This is a genomic window from Pedobacter hiemivivus, from assembly GCF_005144565.1.
GTDB classification, from domain to species: domain Bacteria; phylum Bacteroidota; class Bacteroidia; order Sphingobacteriales; family Sphingobacteriaceae; genus Pedobacter; species Pedobacter hiemivivus.
In genome coordinates this window covers 680902-693223 of record NZ_SWDX01000004.1, presented here as the reverse complement: position 1 = coordinate 693223, position 12322 = coordinate 680902, and the positions used below count along the sequence as shown (strand labels likewise).

10 protein-coding genes are annotated in these 12322 nt (G+C 39.7%); 2 read left to right on the top strand and 8 right to left on the bottom strand.

The features are described 5' to 3' along the window. The first annotated feature begins 100 nt into the window (after positions 1-100). Complete coding sequence (locus FBD94_RS13165) at positions 101-691, top strand: RNA polymerase sigma-70 factor (RefSeq protein WP_131610766.1); 591 nt, start codon at positions 101-103, stop codon at positions 689-691. A 2-nt stretch (positions 692-693) separates the two neighbouring features. Here FBD94_RS13165 and FBD94_RS13160 read toward each other — a convergent pair whose 3' ends face one another. The 4 genes from FBD94_RS13160 to FBD94_RS13145 form a co-directional block, all read right to left on the bottom strand. Further along, complete coding sequence (locus tag FBD94_RS13160; protein WP_131610767.1) at positions 694-1236, bottom strand: hypothetical protein; 543 nt, start codon at positions 1234-1236, stop codon at positions 694-696. A gap of 94 nt (positions 1237-1330) precedes the next feature. Continuing rightward, a complete protein-coding gene (locus FBD94_RS13155) occupies positions 1331-1858 on the bottom strand; it encodes an OmpA family protein (RefSeq protein ID WP_131610768.1) in 528 nt (175 codons plus the stop codon). 151 nt (positions 1859-2009) lie between these two features. Further along, positions 2010-3158 (bottom strand): TlpA disulfide reductase family protein, encoded by a 1149-nt coding sequence (locus tag FBD94_RS13150; RefSeq protein ID WP_136880492.1) that lies wholly within the window; start codon positions 3156-3158, stop codon positions 2010-2012. A gap of 28 nt (positions 3159-3186) precedes the next feature. Further along, entirely contained in the window at positions 3187-3951 is a 765-nt protein-coding gene (locus FBD94_RS13145; protein ID WP_136880491.1) for a sterol desaturase family protein, read from the bottom strand. A 221-nt stretch (positions 3952-4172) separates the two neighbouring features. Here FBD94_RS13145 and FBD94_RS13140 point away from each other — a divergent pair, with 221 nt between their 5' ends. After that, on the top strand, positions 4173-4550 hold the full coding sequence (locus FBD94_RS13140; RefSeq protein WP_090785591.1) for an NDR1/HIN1-like protein: 378 nt from the start codon (positions 4173-4175) through the stop codon (positions 4548-4550). 12 nt (positions 4551-4562) lie between these two features. Here the strand turns inward: FBD94_RS13140 and FBD94_RS26515 are convergent, their stop codons facing one another. Genes FBD94_RS26515 through FBD94_RS13120 form a run of 4 tightly spaced genes read right to left on the bottom strand, consistent with a single transcriptional unit; the run spans position 4563 to position 12301 of the window. After that, positions 4563-6473: a redoxin domain-containing protein gene (locus tag FBD94_RS26515; protein WP_169472297.1), complete on the bottom strand. Its 1911-nt coding sequence runs from the start codon at positions 6471-6473 to the stop codon at positions 4563-4565. Between the two features lie 7 nt (positions 6474-6480). After that, positions 6481-7314, bottom strand: a complete 834-nt coding sequence (locus FBD94_RS13130; RefSeq protein WP_136880489.1) for a hypothetical protein — start codon at positions 7312-7314, stop codon at positions 6481-6483. Positions 7315-7324: 10 nt separating this feature from the next. Then, positions 7325-8761, bottom strand: coding sequence for a RagB/SusD family nutrient uptake outer membrane protein (locus tag FBD94_RS13125; RefSeq protein ID WP_136880488.1), 1437 nt, complete (start codon positions 8759-8761; stop codon positions 7325-7327). 9 nt (positions 8762-8770) lie between these two features. Next, the gene (locus tag FBD94_RS13120; protein ID WP_169472296.1) at positions 8771-12301 is read right to left on the bottom strand and encodes a SusC/RagA family TonB-linked outer membrane protein; all 3531 of its coding nucleotides are present in this window, start codon (positions 12299-12301) and stop codon (positions 8771-8773) included. Between the last annotated feature and the right edge of the window lie 21 nt (positions 12302-12322).

Sequence of the window (12322 nt, the reverse complement as noted above, 5' to 3'; positions counted from 1 at the left end):
TCCTGATATTTACGCGAGATCTATAGGTAATACACGGCAGCCCCCTTATATAACTAGTCGAATAATAATTATTTTTTTCAGATTACAAATAAATGCAAAAATGAATGTAAAAACACATGATGAAAGTCAGCTAATTGCAGATTTGCTAAAGAGCGATGAATCTGCCTTTGCCCTGGTGTTTGACATTTACAAAGCAAAACTTTATAGTTTCGCCTGGAGGTTTTTAAAAAACCGTGAGTTAAGCGAAGAAATTGTACAGGAAACATTGATTCTTTTATGGACCAATCGACTCACACTTGACATCAGCTATCCATTAGGTCCGTACCTTTATACTATTGCAAGAAGATTAACATTAAACGTGCTCCGCAATGCCGCTACCGCAGGTGCAGCACGCGAAAAGCTTTGGGCAGACCTTAAAGAGGCGCACAATGAGACTGAAGAAGCTATACTTTTGGCAGATTTGGAAGAGTTTACAGAACAAAGTGTTGCTAAACTCCCAAGCCAACAGCAACTGGTCTTTAAACTAAGTCGGTACGAAGGGCTTACGCATGATCAAATTGCTGAAATGCTAAATCTGTCTAAAAGTACCGTAAACAACCATTTGGTTGAAGCGCTTAAAAACCTGCGTCAGCAATTCAAAAACTCTGGAATATCATATGGTATTTTACTGGCCTGGTTATTTTTAAAATAACCTTATTTATCTACACGCATGGTTTCAATATCGCCCATGTATTTGGTCAACGCAGCTTTATAGGTTAAATCCTGTCCAGCTACTTTTGTCAAAAAGCTTTTAAAATCCTCCAAATCACCAACAGTAAAACCCATCCTCACAAAAAGTTCCTTGTCCGTTTCCCAATTGTCCAGATTAATTTTCTTTAGCGCCAACTCTCTATAGAGCAGCAATCCCTTTACAAAATCTTTATATGCAATGGTCTTTTTGTAGTCGTTAAAGTAATCGATCAACGTTCGATAAGTAGCAGGTTTGCCAATTCTTGCCTGATCCAGCATTAATGCACCCAGCATAGGGCCTCTCAAAAACACGCTGTCAATAGGTTCAAAATTACCGCATTGCTTAAGGATAGCAATGTCGCGTTTCAGCAGACTATCTTTTTCTGTTGATTTATGCTGCACAAAATAAGGCTCGGTATCTAACAACTTTTTACAATCAATGACCTCCTGCGCAGTAGCAGCGGTGCATAGCAAAACGAATAAAGAAAGGATCAGGGATAACTTCATATGGAGTTACAAAGGTATAATCTTCTGACTAAAAAGGCTGCATCATTAACAACAGTGTTAACAATGCAGCCCCTAAAAATCTTATTAAAAATTACTAGTTCAGCTTAAACTCAACCCTACGGTTCAAAGCCTTACCCTCTTCTGTGGTATTAGGTGCAGTAGGTTGTGTAGCGCCAAAACCTTTTACAATTAAGCGACTTCCGTCGATCCCTGCATTTGTCAGGTATGACTTCACAGAGTTTGCTCTATCTACAGATAAAGACATATTGTGCTCCGCAGATCCTTCAATTGAAGAGTGACCATTGATTGCAAATTTCACTGATGGATCTTTCTTCATTTCTGCAGCAATCTTATCCAACACTTCAAATGAAGCTGTTTTCAATACGCCTGAGTTAAACTCAAACTGAACATTACTAAAGTTGTAATCTGGCTTTTCTTCTACAGGTGCTGGAGCTGGTTTTGGCTCGGGTGCAGGTTCTTCTTTTTTCACTTCTACCGGTGGTGCTGGTTGCTCAACTGGCGTAGGTGGTTTAACAATTGCCTTCTTTGTTTTACAAGACTGTACGGAGATCGCAAGCAAGCCAACGGCCGCCAATAATAAACTGGTTCTTAAAAATTTCATTTGTTTATTTGTGTTTGTGTTCGTAATGTTAAAAAATAAGTTTCACATCTTAAAAAGAATACCAACTTAAAACGAACATTTTACACAAATAGTGTTGAAGAATTAAATTCTATGGTTGACTTCGATGAAACCAACCATAAAATTAAGTCTATCATCTAGCATCTGAAGCACCAAGCAACTCTTCCAGCTTACGGTCCAGCTCATCTCCTCTCAGGTTCTTCGCCAGTATTTTCCCATCCGGACCTATAAGGAAATTGTTAGGTATCGTTTTCACAAAATACTTTACAGCCACTTCATTATCGCCGCCTTTAAGATCAGAAACATTAGTCCAGCTAAGCCCATCATCTTTGATCGCTTTTAGCCAGGCAGCTTTCAGTCCAGCATTGTCTAAAGACACCCCCAACACGGTAAAATTCTTGTTTTTATATTTTTGATATACTTTTACCACATTTGGATTTTCCTGCCTGCAAGGAGCACACCAAGAGGCCCAGAAATCTAACAGTACATACTTACCTTTAAAATCGGATAATTTTACAGGCTTACCATTGCTGTCATTTTGCGTAAAATCCATCGCTGGCTGTCCCAAAGCCAACATCTTGGTGGCATTTATTTCGCCCTGAATTCGCTTACCTAAGGGGCCCGATTTTAAACGCGGCGAGAATTTAGCGAACTCAGTTTCTGCACGTACGGGATCGATCACAACTGGCACGACAGTTTTAAACAATATTAAACTATAATACGAATCACGATTGCTACGCATAAAATTAGCATGAATATTCTTCGCCTCTGTATCAAGTGTCTTTAATTGCTCATTAAAACCCGCAGTGTATATGGAGTCCTTTAATTGTTCTGGAGTTCCAGATTTGTATTGGGACATAATTTTACCGGCTCTCGTTTGAATCCCGGCCATTATAGCTTTACATTTTGCGATATCATCGTTAACCACAGAGCCCTTTACTACAGCAGAGATTACAGAGTCGGTTTTTGAGATAACAGTTGTTGTTCCCGGCTCCAGAAAAAAATCAAGCAGATCTGAGGGTGTACGTCGGGTTGCGATTCCCGGAACAGTCTGCCGTTTGATTTTTAAGTATGCCTGCGCTACCTCAGACAGGGCGCCATTAAAAGTAAAAACACCATCCTTTATATTGGCAGAATCTATAGTGGTTTTACCATCTATAGTAAAATAAAGGAAAGCCTTCGCCGGAAAAGGCAGCGGCCTTAGCTTAGCATTTAGAATAAATTTTTGCTGACCCAAGGTTACAAATGGTAGCAAACATAGTAATAGTAGTACTTTTTTCATGGTTGTTTAGGTTTTGGTATAACAGAATTTAAATTCTTCTGCTTTGTATTTTGTCGTATTCTTTAACATAATCCGGGTGTTCCGTATTCAGCAGTCTATCCCATATTCTGAAATACAATCCATAATTCCCCTTAAACTTACTATGATGCAAATTATGATGTACCGAGGTATTAAAGATCTCGAACAGCCAGGTTCTTCTAAACCATTTTGGAGCGATCTCATACCCCAAATGCCCATAAACATTAATAGCGAAAGCAACAACAACAAACAGTTCAAGTGCAATAGGATGAATAGGAATCAGAAAAACGATTAAGATCAAAACAGCGCCTTCTGTCCAGGCTTCAAAAAAATGAAACGAATAGGATGTCCAGGGAGATGGATTAGTAGATTTATGATGTAACAGATGTACACGGGGGAAGATCACCTTAACATGTAGCAAACGATGCATCCAGTAAAAGTAAGTATCGTGTATAATTAGGCAAACAGGCAGGCTTATACAGAACCACCATAGCGGATAATCTGTAACCGCCTCATAAACCTTTGTATAGCCTTTTAGCGGTGTAAACAACACCAAACAACCTATAATAGTAAGAATTATGGTAGTTTGCATAGAATGCCAGATATCGCGTATAAAATTGGATCTGTCAGCATCGCGCTGTTGAATCTTCGCTTTATATAGTTTCCCGGCAAATAACTTGTAGCATAAGCCAAATGCAATACCTGCCATAATAAAATACCTAATTGTTGAAATGCTGAATAGCATTAAAGTTTTCTCTATCAATTCCGTTAACATTTCGATGCTTTAAATGAGGTACTTTTCAAGGACGTTTATAATGAAGGCAATCGTTAACTAAAAAAGGGTGAAAAGAATTAAAACTAATTCCGTTCACCCTTTTTAGGGATAGGTATGCCTTAGCTATTAAATCAAACATGATACTAACCAAACGCAATTTATCGCTGCTCGTATGTTCAGCTCTACTTGGCTGCGCTCCTTTTAAAACGCCACAATTTAGGATGCCATCGCTGCTAGATGTTGAAGTTCTTAAATGGGACGGAAATAAGCCAACCATCCGTACAAAAGCAGTATGTTACAACCAGAACCATCTGGGCTTTCAGTTTAAAGGAGGAGAAGTTACAATTTTTCTGGATACCTTAAGATTGGGCAAAGCACTCATTGATACGACATTCTATGTCCCAGCACAATCTGAATTTACCGTACCAGCCAATTTAAAGATTGACCTAGCTTATCTTTCCGCACATGGTTTAAAACTAGATAGTACTATGGTTACACTTGATGGAAAATTTAAAGGTAGCATTGCTGGGATTTCAAAAACCATAAACATCAACTATAAAGGGCTCCATAACATTAACCTGATTATGGAGCCCTTTTAATTAAAAAACTGTCTATTTTCCGAGTAGTTTTTCTATCAACTGATCCATTTCCTCATTCAATCCTGATGACACCCGCATCAGGATTTTTCCATTTTGGTCCAATAATAATTTGGTAGGATAACTTGTAATTCCATATGCCGCGACAATATCCGGAGCACCTGATCCTTCATCATTCAATACATGTACCCAGTTGATATCATCTTTCTTAATTGCTGCATGCCAGGCCTGTTTGCTCTTCTCCAGATCTTTGCTCTTTTCATTAGCTACAGCAACAATTTCAAGTCCTTTACTTTTATATTTACTGTACAATTCCTTTAAATGAGGATGAGTTTGCCTACATGGTACACACCAGCTGCCCCAAAAATCGAGCAAAACCAATTTACCACGATAGTCACTTAGCTTGATAGATTTACCATATTGATTTTTACGGGTAAAATCTTTGGCATTCGTTCCTGTTGCAGTGATCTTTAATTTATCTATTCTTTCCTTTATGCTTACCGCTAGACTGGTGTTTTTAAGCCGCGGCGTTAGTTTTTGATAAGCTGTCGCATAGCTGTCGGCGCTATACATATATTCCATGTCTGCCAATACATACAGACTTACGAAAGAATCCAGATGCTCCGCTATAAACTTCCGCTTCATATTTTGCTTTCGTTTATTGTACAGCACGCCTTTCGTATTTAGCAATTGGTAAATCGCAGCACCATCTTTTTCAAGATCCAGCAAATCAAGTTCCTTCCCAAGCGCCCTTTCTCCGATATCCGTTTCCAGGATCTGCTTCAATTGGTTGTAATCTGCGGTAATATCTTCATTGAGCGATTTTTCTTTAGCAAGAGCTGCTAATATGGTTTGCATATTGAGGTCTGATAAGGGTACATCATCAACTGTACTATTGCCACCGGGATTATCAACTGGGAGTGATTTCTCCTTGAACAATTTCTCTTTCATCTTTGCTGGCTGGATAGTTCCATCAGGACCGATTAAGAAACTGGAAGGTAATATCGTTACATCATACAGCTGTGCAGCCTTACTCCCTTGTCCATTAAGATCTGCAACCTGCAGCCAAGGCACCTGATCCTCGGCTATTGCCTTTAACCATGCTTCCTTATTTTTATCAAGAGAAACGGCTAGAATGGCAAATTTACCCTTTGCTTTTAGCGCTTCATTCAAAGCTTTTAACTCGGGTTGCACAGCACGACAAGGTTTGCACCAACTGGCCCAAAAATCAAGCAGTACATATTTTCCTCTAAAGTCAGATAGCTTTACCGGACGTCCCTCAGGGTCAAAAAGGGTAAAATCTGGTGCGATTTGTCCGGGACGGATGGACAGTACAGTCTTTGCTCCATGACTGAGCTCCTTTCCCATTTCAGTATTTCGCAGTCGCTCAGACAATAAAAGATAGTTGGCCGTTACAACACTGTCCCGGTATCCGACTAAATTCATCCATTCCAGGCTAACTCTTGAATTCGGATGTTTCCTGACAAATCCAATCATAGCTTCTTTTTGAATAGCTTGACTGGCGCCTGAATAACGCTTCATTAATGCCGTGCGTTCCTGGTTGTCGGCATTAAGCTGTGTTCCTTTAACAGCACTACGAATCAGAGAGTCTTTACCCTGCACCTGTATAATACCATTTTCAAGATAGATAGACTGAGAGTCCATTGGCTCCAAACCGGGCTGTTTTCCGGCATGACCTAATAACAGAGAAGCTTCTATAGCCTCCGGTACAATTCCGGCAAACTGAAACACCCCATTACTAACCTTACAGGAATCCTGTATCATCTTTGATCCGAGCTGATAAACCAGGTAAGCTTTAGTTTTAGCTGGCAGGTCTTCAATCCGCCCTTTTATAGTAAATTTTTGCTGCTGGCAGATCCCCATCAAGGGGATCGCCAGAATTAGCAGCGAGCATATTCTTTTCATCGGCCTACTAACGAGTAATACCCTGCAAATCAATCCCATAAACAGTTTTATAGTAACTAATAATCATATTATATTTCAGCTTATACTTTCCATTCGGATCATTTAGGGGCTTAAACAAGCTTTGTTCTAGCTCCTCAACGGTTTTTGAAGCAATAACATTCATGTATCCTTCAAAATCAGTATACACATTAGTAGCTACTCCATTCGCCGTTGGAAAGAAAACCCCGTTGGCCTTTGCTGTCCAAGAAAACACATCTTCATAATTAGTAGCTCTAACAAACGTTGGTGGCAAAGGGATTTTACCTAAACTCACAGCTTGCATCCAGAATTCCCTATGCAAATCTACCTTCATTACCTTCAGTTCATTCTCAGTCATACCTGCCAAACTGCTGCCCGCGTGGCCAAAAGCAAAGTGACTAAAAGTACTTACACTGTTAACAGGGGTAGCGAGTGTATCTGTACGATCAACAATTTCTCTGATCCTGGCTGAAAGGATAATTTTATAAGGCAAAGCCTTCTTCAGAAAATCAGAACTGTAATACTTAAACAAGTATTTATCCAATGCTGCAAGCGCTGGTACGATATAGTTCTCGTCACCCTGATCGGCAACATAGGAAAGCTTATTCGAAATGTTCCAGTTAAAGTCTTTTTCAGTAAATTTATATAGCATATAGCAACCATAGGTTTGATAAAAATCCACGATTTGAGTATCGTAAGGATGATTCCCTTGGGGAAGACTATATTCAGGTGTAATCGTATCTGGCATAATGGCGGCCTCTTTTTTACAGCCTGCAACCATAAGCAGAGCGATCAATGGGTATACTAAAGTTTTTAATTTCATGTCGATCTGATTAATGTCCAATACGTCGTGCTGGATCCGGATTTCGGGTTAATTTTACGTTCTTATCTAATGCTATTTTAGGAATTTGAAGTACATAGCCGGGATCATGATCAAGAAGGACGTATTTTAAAACCTGCACATCACTCTCATAATAGGAATGTGTAAAAGAAGGCATGTCGTGACGACGAAGGTCAAACCAGCGGTGATTCTCTTCATCAAAAAATTCCCTGCGTTTTTCATCATAACATTTTTGAAGCAGGTCATCAGCACCTGAACTTACCAGGTCATGATAAGTTGCGGAAGTAAACCTTTTTTTCCTTAAAGTGTTTAAATCATCCAAAGCCAGCTGCCCATTCCCTGTTTGCCCTAATTTATTCAATTGCGCATAAGCTTCTGCCCGGTTCAATAAAGCTTCTGATACCCGGAAAGCTTGCCCAACTTTCGCCACGTAACCAAGGGTTGGGCGTTTAATGGATCTTTTATTCTTAAGGTAAATACTCGATCTTAAATCTCCCGTTTCAAACTTGGAAATCAGGTCATCGGAAAGTATATAACTGTATCCTTCCTGAGTAATCCCGTCAAAGATAACCTCATCAGGATTACTATGCACCCATAAGTTTTCCTGATTCACAGGACCAATAATAGGTTTACCATTTTGATTTGCAGGGCCCCAGGTGGTCAAATCCATCAAATCCGACTTTCTATTCAGTACATTTGTTGTCGCATCAATCACCTTTTGCCAGTTACCCAGCTGTAATTGTACCCTCGAGGAGAGCAAATAACCAGCGATATGGTTAATGCGGTAAACATTGTTATTTTTACCACTTCTTTCCAGAAGTTCAATTCCTTTATCCAGGTCTTCTACGATTTGTTTGTAAACCTCCGCTACTGTATTGCGTGATTTTCCCTCAAATGATAAACCAGAACTAAGCATTAATGGAACACCGGGATCTTTGGACGGATCGGATAATTTATCGCTGTAAGGTTTTGCATAAAGATTAACCAGTTTAAAATAATAAAACGCCCGCAAAAGACAAGCCTGACCAACTACATTCTCTATCTCTGCAGTTGTACCGGTTACTTTAGGCGCATAATCTAAAACCATATTGCAGGTAAGAATGCGTGGATACAAGACCGTCCATGAATCCGATCCGCCGGTTAAGCCATCTTTACCGACGCCCTCTGGTTGCCAGGTATAGGCAAAATACATGTTATTGCCATATTTATAAAAAGCACCTTGAACCACATCATCATCCAAAAGACGAAGGCTCCTATCATATCCAGGACCGCCACTACTGATATAGGCGGCACCCAATAATAATTCGTTCAATGCAGAAGCAGATCTAGGGATAATATCCGTCTGAGACTGTTCTTCCAAAAATTTTTTACAGGATGACACCAGAAAAAAGCCCGAAAGAAGAAGTAAAATAGATAAATTTCTTTTCATAGTTTTTTATTAAAAAATCACATTTAAACCCAAACTGAAGATTTTACTGATGGGCAACGCTGTTGTACCCACACCATCAATTTCCGGATCCTGACCTCTTAACTTTTTATCTGCGATTACAAATAAATTAGAAGCTGTTCCGGAAACGGAAATCTGCTTTAATTTCATCCGTTTCACCAGGTTATCAGCTAAGCGATAAGAAAAATTAATTGCATTGCATCTTAAGAAACTTCCAGATACCAAGTTTGCATCAGAATGGTTGTACATATCATAACGACTCATACTAGAGGTTGTAGAACCCGTTTGATTTGTCATCACAACAAATCCCTCGCCCTGCAGACCATTATTTTTAGGAAAAGCCGGAATATCAGTAAAGGCTTCATCACCCGGCTTACGCCAGCGCTGTTCCAAAATTGAAGGCAGATTTTCTTGCGTCATCGGGATAGATACGTCTGAAACTTTATAAACTGGATTTCTCAATCTTTTTGAACCTAATTTAAAAGCAAAGGACATCCCCAGGGAAAAAGCATGATAATCTACAGAAGTATTTAATCCGCCAATAATCTTAGCATCACGTGATCCTGCCGGTTTTAGATAATCGATAAATGAGCCCTTTGGTGTCACCCCATCTCCGTCTATCCCATTAAACATAGGCACCCCGGTTTTTGGATTCAGTCCTTTAAATGAAAAAACATAAAATGTGTTGACAGGCTGTCCTTCAACAAGTACAGTACCATTCAGATAATCCGAAATTATCGTACTGGTGGCATCAATTGTTCCTTTCTCCAGCGTATTAAAGTTCTTTGCTGAATTTACAGACATCCGCCAGTTTAAGTTCTCCCTACGGATGAGGTTCATGCCCAACTGCACTTCATAACCATAATTTTTAATATTACCGCCATTAACGAGCATGATAGGCACACCATACTCCAGTGGAATAAATTTTCGAGTAATAGCATCAGTGGTTCTTTTATGATAATAGGCTATGTTGAAATTCAGAAATGAATTAAATAATGAACCATTTACTTCCAGATTGAAACTTTTAGTTTTTTCCCACCTCAGATCTGGATAGGGTAAAGATTTGATATTCAAATAAAATTCATTTGCCCCACCATTAAGTGCCGAATTAACATCTGGTATACTCAAAATCAAGTCCGGACCTACAGAACTGATTACGTTACCCTGAAATCCATAAGAAGCCTTTAAACCTAGGTCGTTAATGATTTTACTGTTTTGCAGCCACTTTTCAGAGCTGATGTTCCAACGGCCGGCAATACTCCATACAGGTAAAAAACGCTGATTGGCAAATTGGCCAAAACGATTGGAAGCATCTGTTCTTATGTTTCCATTTATAATGTATTTATTTGCATAACTATAGCTTGCAGTAGCAAATAAAGACATGAAATTATTAAGCGTATTTGTCCGCTTTGGGCTAATCATCGGGATAGAATTGGGCACCATGGAAAACCCTTCGCCCCGGTCCCGCAAATATCCAGGAAGCAGGTTGTCCAAACCATCGTTTTTTACAGACCTGATCTCCTGTCCGGCCACAATATTAAACACATCATTTTCGGTAAAAATGCTACGGTTAAATTCGGCCATGTTACGAAACGTATAGCTATATACTGATGAGCTTGATGGCAACAAAACCCCACCAAAAGGTATGATAGAATTTAGTTCCATAGGGCTCCCCGGTGCGACAGAACCATAATTATATCCCCTACTCAGAGCAACATAATTACTAAGCTCCGTAGCATATTGTTCAGAATTTAATGCGTTCACATTTCCGCTTGCCAACGAAGTAAAAGTAAGTCCACGAAGAACAAGGTAGTTGAGGCTCAACGAAGATGCCAATTGCGAATTCTTAACTGAACTCCCTGTCTGCTCAATCTCATTAAGGATGTTATAATCCAATGGAGTAATAAAACCAAAAGAATCTTCTTTAATGCTTGGATAAACCAGTGATGGCGAAATTGCACGGCTTGTTTGTATCGAATAGTCAAGAGGATTTACGGCAAAATACCCTGAAGAAAACCGTTGACTTCCATTCAAATTAAAGTTTAAGGTAAGCTTTCTGTTCAACTGGGAATTTATGGCTACAGAAACACTACCTTCCCTTAGCCGATCTTGTTTAGCTGTTCCTTGATTATCATCATAAGAAGCAGACGAATAATAACTCGTTTTTTCACTGCCGCCGGAGAGGCTCAAATGCTGGCTTACATTCAGCGTATTTTGAAACAGTATACCAAACCAATCTGTATTCAGCTTTTCTAAATCAGCTACAGTTTTCTGAAACTGTCCCTCCGTAATTTTTTTGTTCATCAGGTCCATAAAGGCACCTTCATATCCCATGTTAATGGGTACACTTTGATAAGTATACCCATCCTGGTACATCTCTCTGGAAAAGCGGACACGTTGCTGTGAATTCATCAGTTGCATATCACTATACTGTGGTCTGCGTGAAGTACCAAAAGTGCTAGAATAACTAATCTCAGGCTTACCAGCTTTTCCTTTTTTAGTCGTGATCACGATTACCCCATTTGCGGCCCTGGTTCCATAGATTGCTGTAGCTGATGCATCTTTTAAAAAGGTAATACTTTCTACATCATTTACATTTAACCCACTAATGGAATTCCCGGTTAAACTGGCTTTGGATAGAATACCATCTTTCATTAAGTACATATCACGGCTACTTGGCTCAACCCCCAAAAGGTTATCCGGGTTAATATCATTTGGGTTTTCCCGGATAATCCCGTCAACTACAATAATCGGATTTGCATTTCCGATCAAAGTAGAGGTACCCCGCATTCGCATGGACGGAATGGCATTCGGACTTCCCGAATTCTTCGCAACAGATAGTCCCGGAACCTTACCTTGCAGCATGGAGACGATATTTGTAGCACCAGGTTCTTTAACTTCAGTCCCTTTTAAGGTATAGGTAGAGCTGGCAGACAAACGCTTATTCACAGTCTGATAACCCGTTACTACAAATTCTTCCATCTCATTTAATTCCGGTTCCAGTCTGACAGTAATCACCTCTCCTGGTTTTGGTTTGACGGTTTTCTTTTGAAATCCAACAGACGAAAAAGTGAGGCTTTTCCCTTCTTCCAATAAAATGCTAAACGTGCCCTTTTCATTTGTAAATGTAGTAGAGGGCGTTCCGGTTACATTTACAGTCACTGCCGGGATCGGATTCCCCTTATCATCCTGCACCATCCCCTTCACAGTATTACTAATTTTAGCTTCTTCATCTTCCTCTTCTTTAGGCGCAATCACCATTACTTTGTCCATCATCACAAAGGTGAGGGCAGAGCCCTTCAATAGCCGTTTCATCACTGATTTGAGCGGTTCATTTTTAGCTATAAAAGTTTGGCGCGGGCTCTTCTGTACCAGTTCCTGATTGTACACGATCTTAACCGAAGTTTGCTTCATCACTGCCTGAATGATCTCTTCAAGCTTTCCATTACGGATATTGATGTTAACCTTGTCTTCATTTTTCTGCTGTGCCAATGCTGGCTGCAGAAAAACAGTTAAAAACATGATGCCACAAATTAGGACACA

Excerpts from the sequence above, each read along its gene's own strand:
- FBD94_RS13165 (WP_131610766.1), top strand. The coding sequence starts at position 101 with ATGAATGTAAAAACACATGATGAAAGTCAGCTAATTGCAGATTTGCTA.
- FBD94_RS13160 (WP_131610767.1), bottom strand. The coding sequence starts at position 1,236 with ATGAAGTTATCCCTGATCCTTTCTTTATTCGTTTTGCTATGCACCGCT.
- FBD94_RS13155 (WP_131610768.1), bottom strand. The coding sequence starts at position 1,858 with ATGAAATTTTTAAGAACCAGTTTATTATTGGCGGCCGTTGGCTTGCTT.
- FBD94_RS13150 (WP_136880492.1), bottom strand. The coding sequence starts at position 3,158 with ATGAAAAAAGTACTACTATTACTATGTTTGCTACCATTTGTAACCTTG.
- FBD94_RS13145 (WP_136880491.1), bottom strand. The coding sequence starts at position 3,951 with ATGTTAACGGAATTGATAGAGAAAACTTTAATGCTATTCAGCATTTCA.
- FBD94_RS13140 (WP_090785591.1), top strand. The coding sequence starts at position 4,173 with ATGCCATCGCTGCTAGATGTTGAAGTTCTTAAATGGGACGGAAATAAG.
- FBD94_RS26515 (WP_169472297.1), bottom strand. The coding sequence starts at position 6,473 with ATGAAAAGAATATGCTCGCTGCTAATTCTGGCGATCCCCTTGATGGGG.
- FBD94_RS13130 (WP_136880489.1), bottom strand. The coding sequence starts at position 7,314 with ATGAAATTAAAAACTTTAGTATACCCATTGATCGCTCTGCTTATGGTT.
- FBD94_RS13125 (WP_136880488.1), bottom strand. The coding sequence starts at position 8,761 with ATGAAAAGAAATTTATCTATTTTACTTCTTCTTTCGGGCTTTTTTCTG.
- FBD94_RS13120 (WP_169472296.1), bottom strand. The coding sequence starts at position 12,301 with ATGTTTTTAACTGTTTTTCTGCAGCCAGCATTGGCACAGCAGAAAAAT.